22 protein-coding genes are annotated in these 24,376 nt (G+C 71.3%); 9 read left to right on the forward strand and 13 right to left on the reverse strand.

The genetic code is table 11. The features are described from left to right. Positions 1 to 163: 163 nt before the first annotated feature. Both KPF47_RS22215 and KPF47_RS22220 read right to left on the reverse strand, forming a co-directional pair. Positions 164 to 3,517: a DEAD/DEAH box helicase gene (locus KPF47_RS22215; RefSeq protein ID WP_224390789.1), complete on the reverse strand. Its 3,354-nt coding sequence runs from the start codon at positions 3,515 to 3,517 to the stop codon at positions 164 to 166. Positions 3,518 to 3,614: 97 nt separating this feature from the next. Then, the gene (locus tag KPF47_RS22220; RefSeq protein ID WP_224390790.1) at positions 3,615 to 4,370 is read right to left on the reverse strand and encodes a 1-acyl-sn-glycerol-3-phosphate acyltransferase; all 756 of its coding nucleotides are present in this window, start codon (positions 4,368 to 4,370) and stop codon (positions 3,615 to 3,617) included. Between the two features lie 176 nt (positions 4,371 to 4,546). Between KPF47_RS22220 and KPF47_RS22225 the strand changes: the two genes are divergently transcribed. Then, positions 4,547 to 5,032, forward strand: coding sequence for a hypothetical protein (locus KPF47_RS22225; protein ID WP_224390791.1), 486 nt, complete (start codon positions 4,547 to 4,549; stop codon positions 5,030 to 5,032). 3 nt (positions 5,033 to 5,035) lie between these two features. Here the strand turns inward: KPF47_RS22225 and KPF47_RS22230 are convergent, their stop codons facing one another. Genes KPF47_RS22230 through KPF47_RS22255 form a run of 6 tightly spaced genes read right to left on the reverse strand, consistent with a single transcriptional unit; the run spans position 5,036 to position 9,370 of the window. Next, complete coding sequence (locus tag KPF47_RS22230; RefSeq protein ID WP_224390920.1) at positions 5,036 to 6,010, reverse strand: ROK family protein; 975 nt, start codon at positions 6,008 to 6,010, stop codon at positions 5,036 to 5,038. A gap of 8 nt (positions 6,011 to 6,018) precedes the next feature. Further along, positions 6,019 to 6,411, reverse strand: a complete 393-nt coding sequence (locus tag KPF47_RS22235) for a hypothetical protein (RefSeq protein WP_224390792.1) — start codon at positions 6,409 to 6,411, stop codon at positions 6,019 to 6,021. Further along, positions 6,408 to 7,655 (reverse strand): ArsA family ATPase, encoded by a 1,248-nt coding sequence (locus KPF47_RS22240; RefSeq protein ID WP_224390793.1) that lies wholly within the window; start codon positions 7,653 to 7,655, stop codon positions 6,408 to 6,410. The genes KPF47_RS22235 and KPF47_RS22240 overlap by 4 nt, the downstream gene beginning before the upstream one ends. Before the next feature lie 43 nt (positions 7,656 to 7,698). Then, positions 7,699 to 8,136: an SRPBCC family protein gene (locus KPF47_RS22245; RefSeq protein ID WP_224390794.1), complete on the reverse strand. Its 438-nt coding sequence runs from the start codon at positions 8,134 to 8,136 to the stop codon at positions 7,699 to 7,701. A 20-nt stretch (positions 8,137 to 8,156) separates the two neighbouring features. Then, positions 8,157 to 8,951 (reverse strand): metallophosphoesterase, encoded by a 795-nt coding sequence (locus KPF47_RS22250; RefSeq protein WP_224390795.1) that lies wholly within the window; start codon positions 8,949 to 8,951, stop codon positions 8,157 to 8,159. A 2-nt stretch (positions 8,952 to 8,953) separates the two neighbouring features. Next, positions 8,954 to 9,370, reverse strand: a complete 417-nt coding sequence (locus KPF47_RS22255; RefSeq protein ID WP_224390796.1) for a polyketide cyclase / dehydrase and lipid transport — start codon at positions 9,368 to 9,370, stop codon at positions 8,954 to 8,956. Between the two features lie 309 nt (positions 9,371 to 9,679). On the opposite strand from KPF47_RS22255, the gene KPF47_RS22260 reads away from it, so the two are divergent. Further along, positions 9,680 to 10,273, forward strand: coding sequence for a plasmid pRiA4b ORF-3 family protein (locus KPF47_RS22260; RefSeq protein ID WP_224386178.1), 594 nt, complete (start codon positions 9,680 to 9,682; stop codon positions 10,271 to 10,273). Positions 10,274 to 10,304: 31 nt separating this feature from the next. Here KPF47_RS22260 and KPF47_RS22265 read toward each other — a convergent pair whose 3' ends face one another. Beyond that, positions 10,305 to 11,144, reverse strand: a complete 840-nt coding sequence (locus KPF47_RS22265; protein ID WP_224386569.1) for an IS5 family transposase — start codon at positions 11,142 to 11,144, stop codon at positions 10,305 to 10,307. Between the two features lie 242 nt (positions 11,145 to 11,386). On the opposite strand from KPF47_RS22265, the gene KPF47_RS22270 reads away from it, so the two are divergent. From KPF47_RS22270 to KPF47_RS22280, 3 genes are all read left to right on the forward strand, one after another. Continuing rightward, on the forward strand, positions 11,387 to 12,811 hold the full coding sequence (locus KPF47_RS22270) for an NF041680 family putative transposase (RefSeq protein ID WP_224386384.1): 1,425 nt from the start codon (positions 11,387 to 11,389) through the stop codon (positions 12,809 to 12,811). A 373-nt stretch (positions 12,812 to 13,184) separates the two neighbouring features. After that, complete coding sequence (locus KPF47_RS22275; RefSeq protein ID WP_224386276.1) at positions 13,185 to 14,027, forward strand: IS5 family transposase; 843 nt, start codon at positions 13,185 to 13,187, stop codon at positions 14,025 to 14,027. Between the two features lie 219 nt (positions 14,028 to 14,246). Then, positions 14,247 to 15,092, forward strand: coding sequence for an IS5 family transposase (locus KPF47_RS22280; RefSeq protein WP_224386179.1), 846 nt, complete (start codon positions 14,247 to 14,249; stop codon positions 15,090 to 15,092). 31 nt (positions 15,093 to 15,123) lie between these two features. Here the strand turns inward: KPF47_RS22280 and KPF47_RS22285 are convergent, their stop codons facing one another. Both KPF47_RS22285 and KPF47_RS22290 read right to left on the reverse strand, forming a co-directional pair. Beyond that, the gene (locus KPF47_RS22285) at positions 15,124 to 15,717 is read right to left on the reverse strand and encodes a plasmid pRiA4b ORF-3 family protein (protein ID WP_224386178.1); all 594 of its coding nucleotides are present in this window, start codon (positions 15,715 to 15,717) and stop codon (positions 15,124 to 15,126) included. A 91-nt stretch (positions 15,718 to 15,808) separates the two neighbouring features. Then, on the reverse strand, positions 15,809 to 16,651 hold the full coding sequence (locus KPF47_RS22290) for an IS5 family transposase (protein WP_224386276.1): 843 nt from the start codon (positions 16,649 to 16,651) through the stop codon (positions 15,809 to 15,811). A gap of 287 nt (positions 16,652 to 16,938) precedes the next feature. Between KPF47_RS22290 and KPF47_RS22295 the strand changes: the two genes are divergently transcribed. Next, the gene (locus tag KPF47_RS22295) at positions 16,939 to 18,363 is read left to right on the forward strand and encodes an NF041680 family putative transposase (protein WP_224386384.1); all 1,425 of its coding nucleotides are present in this window, start codon (positions 16,939 to 16,941) and stop codon (positions 18,361 to 18,363) included. Positions 18,364 to 18,395: 32 nt separating this feature from the next. On the opposite strand, the gene KPF47_RS22300 is transcribed toward KPF47_RS22295, so the two are convergent. Beyond that, entirely contained in the window at positions 18,396 to 19,253 is an 858-nt protein-coding gene (locus tag KPF47_RS22300) for an IS5 family transposase (RefSeq protein WP_224390797.1), read from the reverse strand. 333 nt (positions 19,254 to 19,586) lie between these two features. On the opposite strand from KPF47_RS22300, the gene KPF47_RS22305 reads away from it, so the two are divergent. Next, entirely contained in the window at positions 19,587 to 20,468 is an 882-nt protein-coding gene (locus KPF47_RS22305) for an IS5 family transposase (RefSeq protein WP_224390798.1), read from the forward strand. 108 nt (positions 20,469 to 20,576) lie between these two features. Further along, a complete protein-coding gene (locus KPF47_RS22310; RefSeq protein WP_224390799.1) occupies positions 20,577 to 22,421 on the forward strand; it encodes a long-chain fatty acid--CoA ligase in 1,845 nt (614 codons plus the stop codon). Positions 22,422 to 22,467: 46 nt separating this feature from the next. Here KPF47_RS22310 and KPF47_RS22315 read toward each other — a convergent pair whose 3' ends face one another. Next, positions 22,468 to 23,610, reverse strand: a complete 1,143-nt coding sequence (locus KPF47_RS22315) for a glycosyltransferase family 4 protein (protein ID WP_224390800.1) — start codon at positions 23,608 to 23,610, stop codon at positions 22,468 to 22,470. Between the two features lie 436 nt (positions 23,611 to 24,046). Here KPF47_RS22315 and KPF47_RS22320 point away from each other — a divergent pair, with 436 nt between their 5' ends. Then, positions 24,047 to 24,373 (forward strand): hypothetical protein, encoded by a 327-nt coding sequence (locus KPF47_RS22320; protein ID WP_224390801.1) that lies wholly within the window; start codon positions 24,047 to 24,049, stop codon positions 24,371 to 24,373. Positions 24,374 to 24,376: the final 3 nt, after the last annotated feature.

A 24,376-nucleotide genomic window follows, 5' to 3' on the forward strand; every position in this document is an offset into this window, starting at 1 on the left:
CGTCTCCCTGTCCCTGTCGGCTCGGTCATCGTACCGAGCGCGCCCCGGTCGGCCCGCTGCCGACGGAGCGGCTGAGCCGATCGATGAGGAGCCACGACGTCATGCGACCCCGGCGATCCGGTCGTGCCATCTCGGCGGCCGGTCCCCGACGGTGAACGGTCGCTCACTCGTCGACAGATGTCGGCAGTCGTTCGGCGGCCGAGCGGAAGAACCGCCGTCTGCTCCAGTCCTCACGATCACCGATCACGTAGAACCGCTCCTGCGCCCGGGACACCGCGACGTTCAACAGGTTCGGTCTCCCGGCCGCCCACGCCCGCGCGCCGGCAGATCCGCCCAGCACGAGGATGACGACCGGCGCTTCTTTGCCCTGGACGGTGTGCACCGTCCCCACCTGGCTCTCGACATCCTCCACGCGTCCCGCCAGCCGCCGCCGCGCCCCGGCGACCACAGCGCGGAACGGCGCGATGACGAGCATCTCCGCAGGGCTGCATCCGGCGTCGAGCATCTCGTCGACGAGAGTGGACAACCGATCCAGCTCCGGACGGACGACATTATCGGTGACCGGGCCGCAGACATCGATCCACTGGCTCGGTCGCCACGGCCGCGGCTCTCGTTCCCGGGTCGCGAAGATCATCGGCGAGGAGGGGTAGGCGACGGCGTTGGCGATGTCGAACATGGGACGGTCGCTCCGCCGGTGCACCCGCAGTGGAGCTCCCACCCAGATCTTCTCCTCGTCGGAGGCGGCCACGGTGGTCCCGAAGCGGGTGAGGCGGTCGGCCGCGAGCTGCGCCGACCGCCGCTCGGGGAGCCACTGATGGTCGACCCCGTGCCGGTCCGCGATTGCGATCTGAGCAGGCTCGGGGAGGGGAACGATCGGTTCGAGCTGCTTCGGGTCACCGACCAGCACCGCCCGCCTCGCTCGCCACAGCCCCCCGACGACGGACTGTGCCGTGGCCTGACCCGCTTCGTCCACCAGCAGCCAGCCGAGGTCCTCCCGGCCGAGGTGGGCGAAAAGGCGTGGTAACGAGGCGAAGGTCGTCGACACCACCGGCACGACGAGGAAGAACGACTGCCAGGCAGCACGCGCGACCGGCCGGTCAGGCGACAGGTTGCCCCCCATCATCTTGTTGGCTGCGATGAGCGAGGGGCGGATGCGACGGGCCGACGCGAGGACGAACGCATGGTGCAACCGCAGGGCCGACTCGCACAGCTCGGCGCGGGCGTTCTCGATCTCGACATCTGCCCAGGGGGCGCCACGCTGGAACTCCTCATCGTCGGGACGTCCCGCGGGCACGTTCTGCGGCCAACGCCCTCGGGCCTCGACGACGGCAGCGGCGTCCTGCGCCGCCTCCCGGTCTGCGGCCGCCACGGCCTGGCGGGCGGTGTCCAGCTCCGCGCGGGCACGGTCGGCGGCGGTGCTCGCCTGTTCGTGGTGCCGCCCAGCCCCCTTCACCAGCTCCAGTACCTCGACGCGCCGAGCGAGGAGTTCAGCATTGGTCCGACGCCACGCGCGATGATCGGCTCCGAATGTCCGCAGCCGATCCCACCAGCCGGGGCTGCAGGCCAGATGGGATGCGATTTCGGCCTCCAGCCGGGCATGACGGAGGTCGACATCGTTCTTCTCCCAGGTGGCCTCCTGCTGCCTCCGGTCGGCGGCGGAGGAGGCCACCTGCGCTTGCACCTCATCTTCGACCAGCCCAACCCGTCGCGCCGGATAGGCAGCGTCGCGACGGAGCGCGTCGGCTGCTAGCTGACGCGCCGCGCTGAGCCGCTCGACACGGGCACGCAGCTCCCGGAACTCCTCGACGGCAGCCCTCCACTCCGCCACGTGCACCGCCGGGTCATCGGCTGCAGCGCGGAGTCGGGCGAGCAGACCCGGTACCGCGTCGGTCTCGTCCGACCACCACACGAGATCGCTGAAGCGGTGGCGGTTCCCTCGATTGCCCAGGGCCGCCGCTACGAGGGCCCAGGCGGGGCGGTCCAGGAGCCGAGAAGCGAGTTCCGGAAAGTGACCGATGGCCCGGAGCCGGTCGATCTCGTCATCCGGTGCGACCGGAAGCTCGTGGGTGACGTTCTCCGCCGCAGCGTTCGAGTTCGTGGCCACCACGATCTCGTCGCCGCTCAGGTCCGGATTCAGCGTCGGCACCGGGATCCGTCGACCGTTCTCGACGTAGGAGACCTCACCGGTGAACGCCGCCTCCGGTGAGGGCAGAGCGGCGATGACCTCGGCACGACGGACCAGGACCGCGGCAGCGACGTCACGGAGCAGCGTGGTCTTGCCCGTTCCGGGTGGTCCGTTGACGGTCGTCAGCCCCGCGTCGTCGGACAGCTCGTCCGCGATCCGATTGACCGCGAGTTGCTGGCCGACCGTCAACGGGTTCTGCCGGCCCACCGGCCAGCGCCCGGGTGGGCGCCTCGACGGTTCGACCGCTTCGAGCACCGCAGCACCATCGCTTGCAGTGTCGATACGCCTGTCGGCCTCGATGCCGCCGTCCGGAATGAGGTACCGGCGAAGCGCCTCTCCGGCATCACCGCGCCGCAGTGCCACCGCGACCCGGGAGAGGTCGGTTCGGATGAAGCTGTTCAACATCGGTGCGACATCGTCGTCGGGCCTGCGGCGCACCGGTACCGAATGGATCGCCACGCGCACCCCGGAGGGTTTCAGGCTGTCGTCGACGTGCAGAGCCCGCGCGAGCTCTGCCACGAACGTCGTCAGATAGGTAGCGGTCATCGTCGTGGCCGGGGGCCTGGGTGCGGTGTTCGACGGAGCCCCCGTGTCAGGGGGTTGCCCGCCCGAGCCGGCCGTTCGCATCGTCAGGAGCTTCTCGGCGAACGTGCCGGCAACCGCGCCCGCATAACCACCGACCAACGGTCCGGCCACCCCGGTGACCGCCACGGATGCGGCTCCCGTGACGATCCCGCCGACGACCTTCGCCCCTTCGTTGAACGCGTCGGTCGCCGCACCGCCGACATGCCGCCCAGCTGCACGCGCCACCCGGGCGGCGGGCGGGTCTGCCGCCTTCGGGGTGTCGGAGGGCGCGCCGGTCAACCTGTTGAGGGCGGTCGCGAAGGCGCCGTCCTCGTGCTCGAAGCCCTCGAGCCACTTCTTCGCGCGTGGTCCCGGTACCCGTAGCCGTCCGACGGCCCACGCGCACGACGACAGCACGGCCGAGTTCTCGACGAGGAACCCGTCGGCGCCGATCGCGAAAGCGAACAAGGCGCCCTGTCCGTCCGATCGATTCTCCGCGCCCGGCCGGTCGCCGCCCAGAACTCGACCGATCTCGCGCTCGACGCACAGCCCCGCATGGACGACGTAGCGCCACTCCCGGCCTGGGCCGGGATCACGCCGCGCTGCGTCGTGGCCGTTCTGCCAGGGCAGGGGTCCGGATCCCGCGATGTCGAAGGTCGTCGGCGGCTCTGCCCTCCCGACCCTTGCCGGTTTCGGGGCCTTCTGGAGGGCGAACAACTCCACCGAACGCCAGAACTCCACGACGTCCGCCGCCTGCTCGTCCGGCACGTATCCCCCACGAGTCGTCGAACCCCGATCCTAGAACAGGTCGATCACCTGCCGGAACGGTTCGACCACTCTCGGCGATGAGAGCAGCGTCCAACTACTAGCTCGCGCGGGAGTCGGGCACGTTCGCGTCCGGTCGCGCCCGCCCCTGCTGCGACGGTGCGGGCGGGGGTGCACCGGCGGCGGCCTTCTCCTTGACCGAGGCCGCGTAGAGGTCGACGTAGGTCTGGCCGGACAGCTCCATCAGCGAGTACATGATCTCGTCGGTCATCGAGCGCTCGATGAACCGGTCACCGGCCATGCCCTCGTAGCGGGAGAAGTCCAGCGGCTCGCCGATCACGATCCGCACCTTGCGCGGGCGCCACATCTTCGAGCCGATCGGGTTGACCCTGTCGGTCCCCACCATCGCGACCGGGATCACCGGCACGCCGGCCTCCAGGGCCATCCGGGCGACGCCGGTCTTGCCCTTGTAGAGCCGCCCGTCGGGCGAGCGGGTGCCCTCCGGGTAGATCCCCAGCAGCTTGCCCTCGTTCAGCAGCCGGACCGCGGTGTCCATCGCGGCGCGCGCCGCGGACCCGCCGGAGCGGTCCACCGGGACCTGTCCGACACCGGTGAAGAACTGCTTCTTGAACCAGCCGCGGATCCCGGGCTCGGTGAAGTACTCGCGCTTGGCGAGGAAGGTCACCCGACGCGGCAGCATCAGCGGGAGGAAGAAGGAGTCGGCCACCGCGAGGTGGTTGCTGGCGAGGATGGCGCCGGCGGTGGCGGGAACGTTCTCCGCACCGCGCACCTCCGGCCGGCAGAACAGCCTCATCAACGGGCCGAGCAGCACGAACTTGGACCACCAGTACAGCACCCTGCGCTGCCTCCCTACCGACTTCGGCGACAGCCTACGGAGCGTCGACACCTCCTCACAACGGGGCGGTGGTCACCGCACCCGGGGCGGGTCCCGCACCGCGCCGTGGGCGGTGTCGGGCGGACCACGGGCCGTGACAGGATGGACCCGCCGCGAGCGGGGAGGGACGGACCGGTATGAGCTCCGCAGACCCCGCGCGTGGGGGCGAGGACCGTCCCGACGACGACTTCGACGCGATCGTCGCCGCCTGGCGTGACGAGGGGTCGGTCCCGGACTGGCCCGCCGAGCACGTCGAGCGCACGGACCGGGCCGACCCCGGGGACGCCGCGGGCGCGGCGGGCGCCGCCGCGGACCGCCCCGTGCACCGGCCGGGTCCCGCTGCCCCGCAGCCGGGCACCGGCGCCGACCCGGACGACCACTACCACCCGCCGGAGCCACCGCCGCTGCCCCGGCCGGGGCCGCCGGCCGTCGTGGGTGGCGGGCTGATCGCGGTGGGCCTGCTGCTGTGCATCGCGCCGGGGCTGGTCGGCGTCGGCGGGACCTGGCCGCTGCCGCTGGGGCTGGTGCTCATCGCGTCCGGGCTGGGCTGGCTGCTGCTGCGGCTGTGGAGCTCCGACACCGACGAGGGGCCCGACCCCTGGGACGACGGCTCGCGGCTGTAGCGCTCAGCGGCCGTCGTCGGTCCGCAGACTCTCCCGGGCCAGCGTCGCCGCGCCCACGACGGCGGCGGCCGCGCCGAGCTGCGCGGTCCGGATCCGGGCCAGCGGCCGGTTGCCCGCCCCGGTGAGGATGCGGGCGTAGTGCTCGCGGGCGGCGTCGAGGAACAGCGGCGCCGACGCCGACACCCCGCCCGCGATGACCACGAGGTCCGGGTCGAACACGTCCGCGACCAGTGAGAGCCCCTCCCCCAGCCAGCGTCCCATCTCGTCGACGGCGGCCCGGGCGACCGGGTCGCCCTCGCGGGCGGCGGCGGCGACCCGCTTGCCGGTGACCCGTCCCGGGTCGCGGGCGGCCTCCCGGGCCAGCCCGGACGGCCCGGGCACGTCACCGCCCGAGAGCATCTCCAGGGCGGTGGCGCCGAGTGCGGTCCCGCTGCAGTAGCGCTCCCAGCAGCCGCGCTTGCCGCACGGGCAGGCCCGCCCGTCCGGCACCACCCGCAGGTGCCCCAGCTCGGGTGCGACACCGTGTGCGCCCCGGTAGAGCAGGCCGTCGACGAGCAGGGCGCCGCCGATGCCGGTGCCCAGCGCGATCACCAGCGCCACCGAGGCCCCGGCCGCGGCACCGTAGCGGCGCTCGGCGAGCGCGGCGGAGTTCGCGTCGTGCTCCACGACGACCGGGATCCCGCCGAGCCGGGCACCGATCCGCGCGGCGACCGGCGCGTCGCGCCAGGACAGGTGCGGGGCGTAGCGGACCAGGCCGCGCGGGGCGTCGACGAACCCGGCGAGCGCGAGCCCGACCGCGGCGACGGGGTGCCGGCGTCGCAGCTCGTCGACGGCGCCGGCGATGGCCGCCTCCAGCGCGTCGTCGGTGCGCGGGGTCGGCGCGGAGGCGGTGTCGAGGATCTCCCCCTCGGCGTCGACGACGCCCGCGCGCACGCTGGTGCCCCCGACGTCCACCCCGATGGTGCGGACGTCGGACATCCGCGGGCTCACGTCCGGTGCACCACGATCCGCTGCACGGAGCGACCGCCGCCGTGCGGGCGGCGGGGCTCCTGGCGGGCGGGCGGGGCGGCCTCCTCCAGCACCGCGACGAGCACGGCGAGCAGCCCGGTGGCGTGGTCGGCGAGCCGGGTGACCAGCTCCGACCGCTCTCCCCGCACGACGGCGATCAGCGCGCACACCGGGCAGGCGGTGCAGGAGCCCGCGTCACCGGGGCCGGGGTCGCTCCCGGCTGCCTGCAGGGAGTCCGACATGGTCTCGGTGGCCGCACGCAGCCGGTCGAGCAGCGCCACCGCGGTGACCCGCAGGTCCTCCGGGATGCCCCCGTGGCTGCCGCAGTGGGTGCCGCAGTGGGTGCCGCCCCGCGTGTCACGGCCGCTCACGAGGTCATCCAGGTGCCCGGGTCGGGCACGAAGGAGATCACCAGGCGGGCGTCGGCGCCGCGCCCCTCCAGCCGGGCTCCGGTGGCCTCGCACCGGCGCAGCACCGACGGCAGCGACACCACGCGCCGGGAGAACCCGATGCCGACGACCATGTCGTCACCGACCCGGGCGAGGTCCAGCGGGGCGTCCTGGGCGCCGGGCAACGCCACGTCGAGCTCGAAGGCGGTGTCGGCGGAGACGCCGTGGCCCGCCGTGCGGCGCAGCTCCATCAGCGGTCGCGGCGGCGCGTCGTCGGCCGTGCCGGCGGGGTCGTCGTCGCCGTAGACCGACAGCGCCAGCTCGCGCAGGGGGCCCACACCGGTCGGCTCGGCCGCGGTGTAGCGGACCGCGGTCACCGGGACGTCCGCGCCGAGCTCGCCCAGCTCGGCCAGCACGGACTGCTGCTCGGTCGCCCGCTCGCGCAGCCAGCGCGCGGCGGGACCGCGCAGCGACGGCGGCGGACCGGGCATCACCCGGTTGGCCAGCAGCCCGTCGACCCGCAGCTCGTGCAGGGCGAGCGCGGTCAGGGTCCGGCGGGTCTCGGCCGCGACGACCCGCTCCGGGGTCAGCACCAGCCGGATCGAGGTGCGGGAGCGGTCGGCGAGCAGGCCGCGCAGGCCGCGCAGCTGCTCGGCCAGGACGCCGAGCGCGTCGACGGTGCGTTCCCAGCCCGCGCCGTCGGCCTTCGCGCCGGCGAGTCCGGCGACCAGGCCGCGCACGGCACGCCGGTGCGCGGGGAACAGCCGCTCCAGGTAGCCCGACAGCGCCTCGGGCAGGGTGAGCAGCCGCAGCGTCTCCGCGGTCGGCCCGCAGTCGACGACGACGACGTCGAAGCGGCCGGAGTCGGCGTAGCGCTGCACCTCGACCAGCGCGAGGAGGTCCTCGACGCCGGGCAGCACGGTCAGCTCGTCGGCGACGAGCTCGTCCACCCCGGCGCCGGCGAGCATCGTGCGCAGGTGCCCCTGCAGGTCGCCCCAGGCCCCCTCGAGCAGGTGGCGGGCCTCGATGTGGGCGCCCCACAGGTTCTCGGTGACCTCGGTGGGCTCGGCGCCCAGCTCGGTGTCCAGCGCGTCACCGAGGGAGTGCGCCGGGTCGGTGGACACGACCAGCGCGGACCGCCCGGTTCCGGCGACGTGCGCGGCCGTCGCGGCGGCCAGGGTCGTCTTGCCGACCCCGCCCTTGCCGGTGAAGAGCACGACGCGCACAGGGCGGAGCCTAACGATCGGGTCCGGGTCGCCGCCGACCGGCTCAGCCCTTCTCGACGCGGCGCTTGAGACCCTTCAGCGCGGCATCGATGATCACTTTCTCCGCCTTGCGACGGAGCATCCCGATCATCGGGAAGTTGACCTCGACGCTGAGCTCGTAGGTGACGGTGGTGCCGCCGGCGTCGCCCACCAGCCGGTAGGCCCCGTCCTGAGCACGCTGGATCCCGCCCTTGACCAGGGTCCAGGACACCGAGCGGTCGTCGGCGGCCCAGTCGTAGTCGAGGGTGTAGGTGTCCTTGATCGCCCCGGCGTCCATCGCGAAGCGGACCCGGCGCGCGCGGCCACCGGTGCCGGGGTCGAGGATCTCGACGCTGGTGATCTGGTCGGTCCAGCCGGGGTACGACGCGAAGTCCGCGACCACCGCCATGACCTGCTCGGGCGGGGCGTCGATGTGGATCGAGGACGAGGTCGCGTCGGCCATGGCGGGAGGCTATCCGGTGGTCAGAGGTGGAGCACGTAGGGCGTGCCGTGCGCACGGAAGTGTCCGGCGTTGACGCACTCGGTGCGGCCGAGCCGTGCGCGGCGGTGCAGCGGCTGGTGCACGTGCCCGAACAGGGCGTGCGAGGGCTGCTCGGCCCGGATCCGCGCGGCCAGCGGGGCGCTGGCGATCTCGGCGCGACGGGTGACGATGTCGTAGGTCAGACCGGGGTGGGCGGGCGGGACGTGGGTGCACAGCACGTCGGCCGGGCCGAGCGCCGTCAGCCGCGCGGTCCAGGTCCCGTGGGTGAGGAAGTGCGGCTGCCAGGGGCCGGACCGGCGGGGGTCGACCCCGGGCGGCAGCGGTACCCCGCCCAGGAAGCCGAACCGGAGCCCGCCGATCTCGACCACCCGCCCGTCGGCGCGGGTCACGCCGTCGGTGTCGGGCCAGGCCTCGGGCACGTCGACGTTGCCGGGGATCGCCCACACCGGCACCCCGAGCCCGCCGAGCACGCCGAACACCTCGGCGTACTGCTCGGCGACCGCCTCGGCGACGGCGGCGGCCGGGTCGTCGAACCGGGCCCAGGAGCGTTCCAGCAGACCCAGCATCCGGGCGCGGGGCGCCCCGACCCGGCGCATCCGGCCGAACTCCGCGGCCACCTCCGGCCCGAGCAGCCGGGAGATGATCCCGTTCGACGGGTCGCGGTAGTCGATGAACTCCAGCAGGTCGCCGAGCACGAGCACGCCGTCGGCGCCCTCGGCGGCGCGGGCGAGCGGCGTGGTGGCGCCGTGGACGTCGGTGACGACGTGCAGCCGCACGCTCAGGCCGTCCCGTCCGGCCGGTACGCCGACGGCGCGACGCCGGCCGGGCGTCCGTCCTCCAGCCGGCGCTTGAGCGCGAAGGCGTGCGCCTTGAACGCGCGGTGCCGCCGGTCGGACTCGGCGCGCAGCCACCGGCGGCGGCGCAGCCGCCCGCCGGACGGCGCACCGTCCGGGTCCGCGCGCAGGAAGAAGTGCAGGACGGTGCCGTCGCCCTCCGGCTCGCACCAGATCTCCATGGTCCCCACCAGCGCGCCGGTCACGGTCCACCGCGGCCCGGCCGGGCCACGGTCGTGCGCCACCTCGGGCCGCAGGTCCGGCCAGTACGACGGCCACCGGGAGGGGTCGGCGAACTCCGCCGCGACCCGCTCACGGGGCACGGCCAGGAAGGTCTCGTCGATCACGTCGATCGCGGGCACGCCGCCAGCGTGCCACCCCGGGCGACGGTGCCGGTCGGGGGTACCGTCGCGGCCCGGACCGGACCGGCGACCCCGCTCGTCGACCCGTTATGTCCGATTCGATGTACGTGGACCCTACTTAGAGGTCATTTCAGAACGAGGTCGACGTGTCTGTTGTAGACGACAAGCGGCTATCTGACCTGCCGTTTGATCTGTCGTCGAGGGGTCAATGGAAACTCGACAAGTCGTTCTGAAACGACCTCTTAGACGTCGTTTCAGAAGTGGTGGGCCCGGTTCTGCCGGTGACGGCGGGGCTGGCAGCATCGGCTGATGGTCGCGCCTCGTGTGTCTGAGAAGACGAAGATTTTCGAGTTGGAGATCGTCCTGACCGAGGTGGTGCCGGCGGTCCGGCGTCGGGTGCAGGTGCCGGGCGAGGTCGACTTGGCGGTGTTGCACGAGGTGGTGCAGTCAGTGATGGGCTGGACGAACTCTCATCTGCACGAGTTCGAGATCGTCGGGCGCCGCTACGGGATCCCAGACCCGGACTGGCCCGGACAGGATGTCGCCGACGAGACGAAAGAGAAGCTGTTTCGGCTGGTCAAGGCTGGTGACCGGTTCGGTTACGTCTACGACTTCGGTGACAACTGGGCCCACGAGATCACCGTCGAGGCGGTCGCGGCCGTCGAGCCGGGAGTGTGCTATCCGCGATGCGTCGCCGGGCAGGGGGCGTGCCCGCCCGAGGACGTCGGCGGGATCGGGGGGTATGAGGACTTCCAGGCCGTGCTCGCCGACCCTGACCATCCCGACCGCGCCGAGCGCCTGGAGTGGGCGGGCGGGCCGTTCGACCCGCACCGCTTCGACCCTGACGAGGCCGACCGGGCCTTGGAGTGGCTGGCCTGGCGGCCGCTGGCCCCGACCTCGTAGGCGAGTGCCTCAGCGAGGGCTGGGTCGACCATCACTTCGGCTTCGGCTTGGTGAGGCGGCGGTGGCAGATCAGGGCGCAGGCCAGCGATAACAGCGCGGTGATCGTGGATTCGGCGCGGTCGTAGCGCAGCGCGAGGCGGCGGAAGTCCAGCAGCCAGGACATGGTGCGCTCGACGACCCAGCGGACCCGCCCGAGCCGGGTGGAGTCCTCGATCCCGCGCCGGGCGATCCGCACCCCGATCCCACGCCCACTCAGGTAGCGGCGGCAGCGGGGATAGTCGTAGCCCTTGTCGGCGTGCACCTTGTCCGGCCGACGTCGCGGACGCCCCGGCTGTCCCGCCCGTTCGCGGACGCCGGGGTTGGTGTCCAGCAGCGGGGCGAGCATCCGACTGTCGTGGGTGTTCGCCCCGGTGACCAGCGCATGCAGCGGGAGCCCGCCTCGGTCGCAGAGCACGTGGTACTTGCTGCCCGCCTTCCCGCGATCGGTCGGCGAGGGCCCGGTGGCCTCGCCGCGGCGCTTGGCCCGCACGCTCACGCTGTCCACCGCCGCCCGCGACCAGTCCAGCAGGCCCTGCTGGGCGAGGCGGTCGAGCATCACCCGGTGCAGCTGGGCCCAGACCCCGGCCTGCTGCCACTGCCGTAGCCGCCGCCAGCAGGTCACTCCGGACCCACAGCCGAGCTCGGCGGGCAGCGCGTTCCAGCTGATCCCGGTCTTGAGCACGAACACGATCCCGGCCAGAGCGGCCCGATCCGGCACCCGCGGACGGCCTGTCCGTCCCCGCTTGTGCTTGCGCGGCTTGGGCAGCAGCGGCTCCACCAGCGCCCACAGCTCGTCGCTCACCAATCGCTCGACACAAGATCGCCGCGCCACGACCGGACATGATCAGCTACCAGCGCCGATCCACACAGGACCGACACGCCGACTTCTGAAACGACCTCTAAGCTTGATCTTTAACCTTCCGGAGCTGCTGCTGGGAGGTTGATGTAGTTCGGGCGGCGTGTCGGCGGGACATGGGTACGGCCACCGCTTGATCATCTTCGGGTTCCTTCCACAGAACATCGAAGACGAAAGCGGTGGCCGTGGTGGTCAGTGTGGCTTCTGCCGGGCCAGTGGTGCTCGGTGACACTCCGGTCGGGCGGGGTGATCTTGCCGGGTTTCGGCAGGAGTTCTACGCGTCGTTGACTGCGCGAGCGGATGCGCTGTTCGAGCTCACCGACGCCGTGTTGTGCGCGGACGGCCCGGTTCGCTCGCTACCGGAGCTGACCTTGGTGGCTGAGCACCGTCGCGGGCACGGCGCGATGTACGACGCGTTGGCCTGTGGCAGGATCTCCGCCCGGAGGCTGCGCCGGGTGCTGGCCGGTCTCCCGTTGCCCCGTGCCGTCGACGGTCGGATCGTGCTCGCCGTGGATGTCAGCCCGTGGCTGCGCCCGGACGCTACGACCAGCGATCAGCGGCTGTTCTGCCATGTCTACGGACGCGGAAAGGGCAACGCGCAGCTGATCCCGGGCTGGCCATACTCGTTCGTCGCCGCCCTGGAGACGGGCCGGACGTCGTGGACGGCGGTCCTGGACGCGGTTCGACTCGGCCCGGCCGACGACGCCACCGCGGTGACCGCCACCCAGCTACGCGCGGTCATCGAGCGACTGACCAGCGCCGGGCACTGGCGCCCCGGGGACCCGGACATCGTGATCGTCACCGACACCGGATACGACATCACCCGCCTCGCCTACGTACTGGCCGATCTGCCCGTCGAGCTGGTCGGACGACTGCGCTCGGACCGGGTCCTGCGCCTGCCCAAGCCGCCACGGCTGCCCGGCACGACCGGGCGCCCACCCAAGCACGGCCCGGAGATCGCCTTGAACCGGCCCGCCACCTGGATCGAACCGGTGCACACCACGACGACCAAGACCACCCGCTACGGCACTGCCGTCGCGACCAGCTGGGACCGGGTCCACCCCCGGCTGACCCGGCGCACGTGCTGGATCGACCACGCCGGCGAACTGCCGATCATCGAGGGCACCCTGCTCCGGCTGCAGGTCGACCACCTACCCGGCGACCGCGACCCGAAGCCCGTGTGGCTATGGAGCTCCGCCACCGACGCGAGCGCCGCCGACGTGGACCGCTGGTGGCAGGCGTTCCTCCGCAGATTCGATCTCGAGCACACATTCCGCCTGCTCAAGCAGACCCTCGGCTGGACAACCCCGAAGCTGCGCACCCCCGAAGCCGCCGACCGCTGGACCTGGCTGATCATCGCCTCCCACACCCAACTCCGCCTGGCCCGACCACTGGCCGCCGACCTACGCCGCCCCTGGGAACGACCCGCCGCCCCCACCCGGCTCACCCCGGCCCGGGTTCGCCGCGCCTTTCGGAACATCCGCGCGCGGACCGTCCTCCCGGCCAGTGCACCGAAACCCAGCCGACCCGGTCCCGGCCGCCCACCCGGCTCCCGCAACCGGCACACCCCGACCAGCCACGACGTCGGGAAAACGGTCAAACGCGACCGCACCATCACCGCGCGACGACAACACACAGGTTAAAAACCAAGCTAAGAGGTCGTTTCAGAACGACTTGTCGAGTTTCCATTGACCCCTCGACGACAGATCAAACGGCAGGTCAGATAGCCGCTTGTCGTCTACAACAGACACGTCGACCTCGTTCTGAAATGACCTCTAAGAGGTCGTTTCAGAACGACTTGTCGAGTTTCCATTGACCCCTCGACGACAGATCAAACGGCAGGTCAGATAGCCGCTTGTCGTCTACAACAGACACGTCGACCTCGTTCTGAAATGACCTCTAAGAGGTCGCGCGGATTGGTCACAGCTTGGCCGCGGTCGAGTGTCTGGGGGCGAGGGCGGGTACGGGCCTGCCGATCATGAAGTTATCTACGCTTCGTGATCGTCTGGAGGCCGCGTGCCCACCCTGCCATCATGGCTGACCGAGCCGTTGTGGGACCAGTTCACCGCGCTGCTGCCTCATCGAGACGAGTTCGATCCCACCCATCCGCTGGGCTGCCATCGCCGCCGGATCGCGGATCGGATCGTGTTCGACAAGCTCCTGCAGGTACTGCGGTTCGGCTGCTCGTATGAGGGCATCGCTGACAGCACCTGCTCGGCGACCACCATCCGCGATCGTCGTGACGAGTGGATCAGGCTCGGGGTCTTCGCCCAGCTGCGTCGGATCGTCCTGGACGCCTACGACCGCATCGTCGGTCTGCTGCTGCACGACATCGCCGTCGATGGCGCCATCACCAAGGCCCCCGGCGGCGGCGAGGTCGCCGGTCCGTCGCCGGTGGACCGGCGCAAACAGGGTATGAAACGTTCGGTGCTCGTCGAGGGATACGGCATCCCGCTGGGCCGAGTCCTGGCCGGAGCCAACCGGCACGACTCCCCGCTACTGGGCCCCACCCTCGACCGCCTCGATGCTCTCGGCCCGCTGCCCGACGACATCACCGTGCACCTCGACGCCGGCTATGACTCCGGCAAGACCCGCGACACGCTGGCCGAACGAGGCCTGCACGGCGAGATCGCGCACAAGGGTGAGAAAGCGCCGATCCAGGCCACCCGCCGCTGGCACGTCGAGCGGACCAACGCTTGGCACAACAGCTTCAACCGGCTGCAGCGCTGCTACGAACGACGAGAAATCGTCGTCGACGCGTTCTTCGACCTCGCCGACACGATCGTCACACTCCGTAGCTTGATTCGGCAGGCCTGGACCACACACCGCTGGAACGCCCGACCTGCACGACGTCCATGATCACCAACCAATCCGCGCGACCTCTAAGAGGTCATTTCAGAACGAGGTCGACGTGTCTGTTGTAGACGACAAGCGGCTATCTGACCTGCCGTTTGATCTGTCGTCGAGGGGTCAATGGAAACTCGACAAGTCGTTCTGAAACGACCTCTAAGAGGTCGTTTCAGAAGTCGGCGTGTCGGTCCTGTGTGGATCGGCGCTGGTAGCTGATCATGTCCGGTCGTGGCGCGGCGATCTTGTGTCGAGCGATTGGTGAGCGACGAGCTGTGGGCGCTGGTGGAGCCGCTGCTGCCCAAGCCGCGCAAGCACAAGCGGGGACGGACAGGCCGTCCGCGGGTGCCGGATCGGGCCGCTCTGGCCGGGATCGTGTTCGTGCTCAAGACCGGGATCAGCTGGAACGCGCTGCCCGCCGAGCTCGGCTGTGGGTCCGGAGTGACCTGCTGGCGGCGGCTACGGCAGTGGCAGCAGGCCGGGGTCTGGGCCCAGCTGCACCGGGTGATGCTCGACCGCCTCGCCCAGCAGGGCCTGCTGGACTGGTCGCGGGCGGCGGTGGACAGCGTGAGCGTGCGGGCCAAGCGCCGCGGCGAGGCCACCGGGCCCTCGCCGACCGATCGCGGGAAGGCGGGCAGCAAGTACCACGTGCTCTGCGACCGAGGCGGGCTCCCGCTGCATGCGCTGGTCACCGGGGCGAACACCCACGACAGTCGGATGCTCGCCCCGCTGCTGGACACCAACCCCGGCGTCCGCGAACGGGCGGGACAGCCGGGGCGTCCGCGACGTCGGCCGGACAAGGTGCACGCCGACAAGGGCTACGACTATCCCCGCTGCCGCCGCTACCTGAGTGGGCGTGGGATCGGGGTGCGGATCGCCCGGCGCGGGATCGAGGACTCCACCCGGCTCGGGCGGGTCCGCTGGGTCGTCGAGCGCACCATGTCCTGGCTGCTGGACTTCCGCCGCCTCGCGCTGCGCTACGACCGCGCCGAATCCACGATCACCGCGCTGTTATCGCTGGCCTGCGCCCTGATCTGCCACCGCCGCCTCACCAAGCCGAAGCCGAAGCCGAAGTGATGGTCGACCCAGCCCTCGCTGAGGCACTCGCCTACGAGGTCGGGGCCAGCGGCCGCCAGGCCAGCCACTCCAAGGCCCGGTCGGCCTCGTCAGGGTCGAAGCGGTGCGGGTCGAACGGCCCGCCCGCCCACTCCAGGCGCTCGGCGCGGTCGGGATGGTCAGGGTCGGCGAGCACGGCCTGGAAGTCCTCATACCCCCCGATCCCGCCGACGTCCTCGGGCGGGCACGCCCCCTGCCCGGCGACGCATCGCGGATAGCACACTCCCGGCTCGACGGCCGCGACCGCCTCGACGGTGATCTCGTGGGCCCAGTTGTCACCGAAGTCGTAGACGTAACCGAACCGGTCACCAGCCTTGACCAGCCGAAACAGCTTCTCTTTCGTCTCGTCGGCGACATCCTGTCCGGGCCAGTCCGGGTCTGGGATCCCGTAGCGGCGCCCGACGATCTCGAACTCGTGCAGATGAGAGTTCGTCCAGCCCATCACTGACTGCACCACCTCGTGTAACACCGCCAAGTCGACCTCGCCCGGCACCTGCACCCGACGCCGGACCGCCGGCACCACCTCGGTCAGGACGATCTCCAACTCGAAAATCTTCGTCTTCTCAGACACACGAGGCGCGACCATCAGCCGATGCTGCCAGCCCCGCCGTCACCGGCAGAACCGGGCCCACCACTTCTGAAACGACGTCTTAGAGGTCGCGCGGATTGGTTGGTGATCATGGACGTCGTGCAGGTCGGGCGTTCCAGCGGTGTGTGGTCCAGGCCTGCCGAATCAAGCTACGGAGTGTGACGATCGTGTCGGCGAGGTCGAAGAACGCGTCGACGACGATTTCTCGTCGTTCGTAGCAGCGCTGCAGCCGGTTGAAGCTGTTGTGCCAAGCGTTGGTCCGCTCGACGTGCCAGCGGCGGGTGGCCTGGATCGGCGCTTTCTCACCCTTGTGCGCGATCTCGCCGTGCAGGCCTCGTTCGGCCAGCGTGTCGCGGGTCTTGCCGGAGTCATAGCCGGCGTCGAGGTGCACGGTGATGTCGTCGGGCAGCGGGCCGAGAGCATCGAGGCGGTCGAGGGTGGGGCCCAGTAGCGGGGAGTCGTGCCGGTTGGCTCCGGCCAGGACTCGGCCCAGCGGGATGCCGTATCCCTCGACGAGCACCGAACGTTTCATACCCTGTTTGCGCCGGTCCACCGGCGACGGACCGGCGACCTCGCCGCCGCCGGGGGCCTTGGTGATGGCGCCATCGACGGCGATGTCGTGCAGCAGCAGACCGACGATGCGGTCGTAGGCGTCCAGGACGATCCGACGCAGCTGGGCGAAGACCCCGAGCCTGATCCACTCGTCACGACGATCGCGGATGGTGGTCGCCGAGCAGGTGCTGTCAGCGATGCCCTCATACGAGCAGCCGAACCGCAGTACCTGCAGGAGCTTGTCGAACACGATCCGATCCGCGATCCGGCGGCGATGGCAGCCCAGCGGATGGGTGGGATCGAACTCGTCTCGATGAGGCAGCAGCGCGGTGAACTGGTCCCACAACGGCTCGGTCAGCCATGATGGCAGGGTGGGCACGCGGCCTCCAGACGATCACGAAGCGTAGATAACTTCATGATCGGCAGGCCCGTACCCGCCCTCGCCCCCAGACACTCGACCGCGGCCAAGCTGTGACCAATCCGCGCGACCTCTTAGCTTGATCTTTAACCTTCCGGAGCTGCTGCTGGGAGGTTGATGTAGTTCGGGCGGCGTGTCGGCGGGACATGGGTACGGCCACCGCTTGATCATCTTCGGGTTCCTTCCACAGAACATCGAAGACGAAAGCGGTGGCCGTGGTGGTCAGTGTGGCTTCTGCCGGGCCAGTGGTGCTCGGTGACACTCCGGTCGGGCGGGGTGATCTTGCCGGGTTTCGGCAGGAGTTCTACGCGTCGTTGACTGCGCGAGCGGATGCGCTGTTCGAGCTCACCGACGCCGTGTTGTGCGCGGACGGCCCGGTTCGCTCGCTACCGGAGCTGACCTTGGTGGCTGAGCACCGTCGCGGGCACGGCGCGATGTACGACGCGTTGGCCTGTGGCAGGATCTCCGCCCGGAGGCTGCGCCGGGTGCTGGCCGGTCTCCCGTTGCCCCGTGCCGTCGACGGTCGGATCGTGCTCGCCGTGGATGTCAGCCCGTGGCTGCGCCCGGACGCTACGACCAGCGATCAGCGGCTGTTCTGCCATGTCTACGGACGCGGAAAGGGCAACGCGCAGCTGATCCCGGGCTGGCCATACTCGTTCGTCGCCGCCCTGGAGACGGGCCGGACGTCGTGGACGGCGGTCCTGGACGCGGTTCGACTCGGCCCGGCCGACGACGCCACCGCGGTGACCGCCACCCAGCTACGCGCGGTCATCGAGCGACTGACCAGCGCCGGGCACTGGCGCCCCGGGGACCCGGACATCGTGATCGTCACCGACACCGGATACGACATCACCCGCCTCGCCTACGTACTGGCCGATCTGCCCGTCGAGCTGGTCGGACGACTGCGCTCGGACCGGGTCCTGCGCCTGCCCAAGCCGCCACGGCTGCCCGGCACGACCGGGCGCCCACCCAAGCACGGCCCGGAGATCGCCTTGAACCGGCCCGCCACCTGGATCGAACCGGTGCACACCACGACGACCAAGACCACCCGCTACGGCACTGCCGTCGCGACCAGCTGGGACCGGGTCCACCCCCGGCTGACCCGGCGCACGTGCTGGATCGACCACGCCGGCGAACTGCCGATCATCGAGGGCACCCTGCTCCGGCTGCAGGTCGACCACCTACCCGGCGACCGCGACCCGAAGCCCGTGTGGCTATGGAGCTCCGCCACCGACGCGAGCGCCGCCGACGTGGACCGCTGGTGGCAGGCGTTCCTCCGCAGATTCGATCTCGAGCACACATTCCGCCTGCTCAAGCAGACCCTCGGCTGGACAACCCCGAAGCTGCGCACCCCCGAAGCCGCCGACCGCTGGACCTGGCTGATCATCGCCTCCCACACCCAACTCCGCCTGGCCCGACCACTGGCCGCCGACCTACGCCGCCCCTGGGAACGACCCGCCGCCCCCACCCGGCTCACCCCGGCCCGGGTTCGCCGCGCCTTTCGGAACATCCGCGCGCGGACCGTCCTCCCGGCCAGTGCACCGAAACCCAGCCGACCCGGTCCCGGCCGCCCACCCGGCTCCCGCAACCGGCACACCCCGACCAGCCACGACGTCGGGAAAACGGTCAAACGCGACCGCACCATCACCGCGCGACGACAACACACAGGTTAAAAACCAAGCTTAGAACGCCCGGCAATTGATCGTTACCGCAGCCGGCGGGTGGTGGGCCTATCCGGCCAGCGGTAGCGGTTGCGGGCCGCGTTGATCAGTCTGCGGATCACGGTGAGTGCGGCGGCGAGGTCGAGGTAGAACTCGACGATGATCTTCCGGCGATCGGTGAACCGGCGCAGCTTGCCGTAGCCGTTCATCCAGGAATGGGTGCGCTCGACCGGCCACCGCATACCGACCTGGATCGGGGCGGGCCGGCCCTTGGTGGCGATCTGTGCGTCGAACCCGAGTCGTTCGAGCAGATCGCGGGTCTTGCCTGAGTCATAGCCCCGGTCCAGGTGCAGGCACGGTCGCTCGGGCAGCGGCCCGATCATGTCGTAGATCCCGATCAGGGTCGGTTTCAGCAACGGCGAGTCGTGGTCATTGGCGCGGGCGCTGATCAGGTGCAGCGGGATCCCCGCACCGTCGCAGACCACGGAGCGTTTGGTGCCCTGTTTGCCCCGGTCGACCGGGTTACAGCCGGCGACCTCGCCACCGCAGGGAGCCTTGGTGATCGCTCCGTCGGCAGACAGATCGTCGAGGTCGAGACCGATCATCTGGCCATAGCCGGCCAGCGCGGCCCGAAGGACCTGCTCCCCGACGCCGGCGGCGGCCCACTGGGCGAGACGGCGGCGGATCGTGCGGTCCGAGCAGCCGGGGGTGGCAATGCGTTCGTAGCCGCTGCCGTGCACCAACGCCGCGAGCACGTGCTCGAACACCAGGCGGTCGGGGATACGGCGGCGGTGACATCCCCACGGATGGGCCGGGTCGAACTCCGGGCGCCGCTCTGCCTCGATCAGGGCAGCGAACTCGACCCAGAGGGGGTCGATCAGCGATTCTGGCAATAGAGGCACGGACCCTCCAGGCGACCATCAGGACATCAGCAATCCCATGATCACCCGAGGTCCGTGCCTCTACCTGCAACGACACCCCCACGACCTCATTTGCCGGGCGCTCTTAGAGGTCATTTCAGAACGAGGTCGACGTGTCTGTTGTAGACGACAAGCGGCTATCTGACCTGCCGTTTGATCTGTCGTCGAGGGGTCAATGGAAACTCGACAAGTCGTTCTGAAACGACCTCTTAGAGCGTCCGGCAGTAGAGGTGGCCGTGTGTCGGTGTTGGTAGAGACACGGACCTGCAAGTGATCATGGGATTGCTGATGTCCTGATGATCGTGTGGAGAGTCCGTGCCTCTGCTGCCAGCATCTCTGATCGAGCCCTTGTGGGGCGAGTTCGCCGCTCTGATCGGGTCTGACCGGCCCGAGTTCGACCCGACCCATCCGTGGGGCTGTCACCGTCGCCGGATCTCTGATCGGGTCGTGTTCGACCACGTCGTTGCCGCTCTGGTGCACGGTAGTGGCTACGAACGCATCGCCACGCCGGGTTGCTCGGACCGCACCATCCGCCGCCGTCTCGATGACTGGGCCACCGCGGGAGTCAGCGAGGAACTGCTCCGCACCGCGCTGGCCGGTTACGACCAGATACTCGGCCTGGATCTTGACGATCTGGCGGTCGACGGATCGATCACCAAGGCACCAGGCGGAGGCGAGGTGGCCGGCCGCAGCCCTGTCGGCCGCGGCAAGCAGGGCACGAAACGGTCCGTGGCCTGCGATGACCAGGGCATCCCGCTGCACCTGGTCGCGGCGCGAGCCAACGACCATGACTCGCCCCTGCTGGAACCGACCTTGACCGGCATCGTGACGATGATCGGCCCGCTGCCCCGCCACCGCGACGCCCACGGTGGTGATCTGTTCCCGACCGTGCACCTGGACCGCGGCTATGACTCCGGCAAGACCCGTACTCTGCTGCACACCCTGGGCTTCACCGGCGAGATCGCGACCACGGGGGTCCCAGCTCCGATCCAGGCAGGACGACGGTGGCCCATCGAGCGCACGCACTCCTGGATGAACGGCTACGGCAAGCTGCGCCGGTTCACCGATCGCCGGAAGATCATCGTCGAGTTCTACCTCAACCTCGCCGCCGCGCTCACCGTGATCCGCCGGCTGATCAACCGTGCCCGCAGCCGCTACCGCTGGACAACCCGACCCACGACCCGTCGACTCCAATAACCATCAATCGCCGGACGCTCTTACCGGTAGGTTCTGCGGGAGGTGTCGCCGCAGCCGTCGCGGTGACCGTGTTCGGAGCCTGTCGAGGCCGCCAGGAGGTCGATCCCCGTGCGTGAGTTCAGCGTTCCCGCCACGGTGTCCGTGGGAGACGAGGAGTCGCTCTCGGACGCCGTGTTCGACAACGCCGCGCAGCACCCGTCGGACGTGCTCTACCGCCGCAAGTCCGAGGGCGGGAGCTGGTCGGAGGTGACCGCGGCCGAGTTCGGCGAGCAGGTCACCCGGATCGCGGCCGGGCTGCTCGCGGCGGGGGTGCAGGCCGGGGACCGGGTCGCCCTGCTGTCGCGGACCCGCTACGAGTGGACCCTGTTCGACTACGCGATCCTCGCCGCGGGCGGCGTGACCGTGCCGATCTACGAGACGTCCTCGCCGGACCAGATCTCGTGGATCCTCTCCGACTCCGGCGCCGTCGGGATCGTCGTCGAGACCGCCGAGCACGCCGCGTCGGTGGAGACGGTCCGCGGCGACCTGGCCGAGCTCCGCACCGTCTGGCAGATCGAGCCCGCGGCCTCGGCCCCGGACGCCCCGTCGGCGGTCGAGCAGCTGCGCGGGCTCGGCGCGGACACCCCCGACGACGTGGTGCACGAGCGTCGGGGCGGGGTGCGCGCCGACGACCTCTGCACCCTGATCTACACCTCCGGCACGACCGGGCGCCCCAAGGGCTGTGAGCTGACCCACCGCAACCTGCTCACCGAGATCCGCACGATCGCCGCGACGATCCCGCACCTGTTCGAGCCGGGCGACTCGGTGCTGCTGTTCCTGCCGCTGGCGCACGTGTTCGGCAAGGCCATCCAGTGCGGCTGCCTGGCCACCCGCACGATCGTCGGTCACTCCCCCGACGTGAAGACGCTGCTGCCCGACCTCGCGGACTTCCGGCCGACCTTCCTGCTCGCGGTGCCGCGGGTGTTCGAGAAGGTCTACAACGGCGCCCGGCTCAAGGCCCACAACGACGGCAAGGGCAAGATCTTCGACGCGGCCGCCGACACCGCGATCGCCTACTCCGAGGCGCTCGACGCCGGCGGGCCCGGCCTGCTGCTGAAGGCCCGGCACGCGCTGTTCGACAAGCTCGTCTACGGCAAGCTGCGGTCCGCGGTCGGCGGCCGGGTCAAGGCCGCGGTGTCGGGCTCGGCCCCGCTCGGCGGCAGGCTCGGCCACTTCTTCCGCGACATCGGCCTGCCGGTACTGGAGGGCTACGACCTGACCGAGACCTCCGCCGGCATCACCCTGAACACGATCGAGGCCCAGCGCGTCGGCTCGGTCGGGCGCCCGGCACCGGGCTGCGCGGTCCGGATCGCGTCCGACGGCGAGATCATGCTGCGCGGCGACATCGTCTTCCGCGGCTACTGGAAGAACGAGGAGGCGTCGAAGGAGGCGCTGGAGGCCGACGGCTGGTTCCACTCCGGCGACATCGGCGAGCTCGACGACGGCGGCTTCCTCACCATCACCGGCCGCAAGAAGGAGATCATCGTCACCGCGGGCGGCAAGAACGTCGCCCCGGCGGTGCTCGAGGACCGGCTGCGGGCGCACCCGCTGGTCGGCCAGTGCATCGTGATCGGCGACCAGAAGCCGTTCATCTCCGCGCTGGTCACCATCGACCCGGACGCCCTGCCGGGCTGGCGCGAGCGCAACGGCAAGCCCGCGGGCGACGGCAGCTCGGCCGCCGACCTCGTCGACGACCCGGAGCTGCGCGGGGAGATCGCCGCCGCCGTGGAGGACGCCAACCAGGCCGTCTCCCGGGCGGAGCAGATCCGCAAGTTCACGATCCTGCCGCAGGACTTCAGCGAGGCCGGTGGCGAGCTGACACCGACCATGAAGGTCAAGCGCAAGGTCGTCGTGGAGTCCTACGCCGGGGAGATCGAGGCGCTGTACGCAGGGACCACCGCCGACAAGGGCTGACCGCGCCGCGTCGGGCCCCGGCCACCGCGGCCGGGCCCGACGCGGGTCACAGCGGTGCCGGGGTCCCGGTCAGGAAGCCGTGCAGCCGCGCCGCCGAGGACGGCCCGCCCCGGGCCCGCCGGACACGGGCCCGCCCGGCACGGCCCATCGCCGTGGCCCGGACGGGGTCGCCGAGCAGGTCGGCGACCCGGTCGGCGACCGCGGCGACGTCGCGCCCGGGCACGACGTGGCCGGTCACCCCGTCCTCGACCGTCTCCGGCGCCCCACCGGAGTCCCCCGCGACGACGGGCAGCCCCGACGCCGCGGCCTCCAGCAGGACGATCCCCAGCCCCTCGACGTCGAGCCCGCCCAGGTGGGTGCGGCACGGCAGGGCGAACACGTCCCCGGCGGCGTGGTGCGCGGCGAGCTCGGCGGCCGGGACCGCGCCGGTGGACACCACGGCGTCGGCGACCCCGGCGCGCGCCGCCAGGGTGCGCAACCGGTCCCGGTAGGGCCCGCCGCCGACGAGCAGCAGCCGGGCCCCCGGTACCCGGCGCCGGATCCGCGGCAGCGCCGCGACCAGTACGTCCTGCCCCTTGCGCGGCACCAGGCGGGACACGCACGTCACCACCGGTGCGTCCCCGAGCCGGTACCGGGCCCGGATCGCGGCGCGGGCGACCGGGTCCGGCGCGAACCGGACGGTGTCCACCGGGGGCGGCAGGACCTCGAGCGCGGCGTCCGGGCCGAGCGCCCCGGCGAGCCGGTCGCGGGTCCAGTACGAGACCGCGGTGACGACGTCGGCGTCGTCGCCGATCCGGCGCAGCGCCCCACGCCCGCCGGGCAGCATCGACCAGCCGACCTCGTGGCCGTGCGTGGTGGCCACCACCCGCGCCACCCCGGCCCGGCGGCGCAGGTGTGGCCCCAGCAGCCCCAGCGGCGCGGCCGCGCCGAACCAGACCGTCCTCGCGCCGTGCTCACGGGCGAGCGCGGCGGCGCGGCGGGCGACGTCGGGCACCGGCAGCATCAGCGACGACGAGTGCCGGTGCACCGGATAGGGCAGGGCCGTGTCGTGCTCGGTCGCGCCGCGCCAGGCGGGGGCGTAGACGGCGAGGGCGTCCGGCGGCAGCGCGCGGGCGAGGTCGGACAGGTAGGACTGGATGCCACCCGGCCGGGGCGGGAAGTCGTTGGTCACCAGCAGCGTGCGCGCCACGGTCGGCGACGCTAGTCCCCGGTCGGCCGCCTGCCCCCGGCGACCGGCCACGGCGCGGGGGTGAGCGGCGCCGAGGGATCTGCCGGATCGGGGACCGCGGGGTCGGGGACCGCGGGGTCGGGACGGCGGCTCCGCACGCGCGGTGCGCGTCGGGGATGCGGGCCGCCGTCCGACACTCCGGGGAGCGGACGAGTTCCGCGTCCTCACCGTTGCGTGACCGGGACACCCGGTCTCCGCGCGGGGCACTGCTCCGTACGAGTGGTGGTGGTCGCTCGACGGCACAGCTGGTGAGGATGTCGTGCTGTTCAGGTGAACGAGCCGCGGCGCCCGCGGTGACGGACGCGGCCGGGATTTCTCTCGCGCGAACCATTTCTGTCGGACCCCTCCCCTAGCGTCCGCGGTACTCGACCACCTCGGGTCCGACGAAGGAGGAGCCATGCTCGTCGACTGCGATCGCTGCGAGGTCCGCGGTGCCGCATGCGGTGCCTGCGTCATCGGCGTGCTGCTGGAGGTCCCGGAGGACGACCGGCCGATCCCCTACCTGCTCGTCGACCGGCCGGACGGCGCGGCGGGTGCGGCCGCGGCGCCGGTGGAGTTCGCCGAGCCGGAGCGCCGCGCACTGCAGGTGCTGGCCGAGGGCGGCCTCATCCCGCACCTGCGTCTGGTCGAGCCGGGCGCACCGGCGCCCTCGGCACCCACGGCGCTGCCGATGCCGGTGGTCCCGCCTGCCGGGCGCACCGCCCGGCACCGTGACGTGGGGTGAGTG

Origin of the sequence: Pseudonocardia sp. ICBG1293 (assembly GCF_020131355.1) — a bacterium.
Taxonomy (GTDB): Bacteria; Actinomycetota; Actinomycetes; order Mycobacteriales; family Pseudonocardiaceae; genus Pseudonocardia.

Excerpts from the sequence above, each read along its gene's own strand:
- KPF47_RS22230 (WP_224390920.1), bottom strand. The coding sequence starts at position 6,010 with ATGTCCGACGTCCGCACCATCGGGGTGGACGTCGGGGGCACCAGCGTG.
- KPF47_RS22245 (WP_224390794.1), bottom strand. The coding sequence starts at position 8,136 with ATGGCCGACGCGACCTCGTCCTCGATCCACATCGACGCCCCGCCCGAG.
- KPF47_RS22320 (WP_224390801.1), top strand. The coding sequence starts at position 24,047 with ATGCTCGTCGACTGCGATCGCTGCGAGGTCCGCGGTGCCGCATGCGGT.
- KPF47_RS22285 (WP_224386178.1), bottom strand. The coding sequence starts at position 15,717 with ATGGTCGCGCCTCGTGTGTCTGAGAAGACGAAGATTTTCGAGTTGGAG.
- KPF47_RS22225 (WP_224390791.1), top strand. The coding sequence starts at position 4,547 with ATGAGCTCCGCAGACCCCGCGCGTGGGGGCGAGGACCGTCCCGACGAC.
- KPF47_RS22260 (WP_224386178.1), top strand. The coding sequence starts at position 9,680 with ATGGTCGCGCCTCGTGTGTCTGAGAAGACGAAGATTTTCGAGTTGGAG.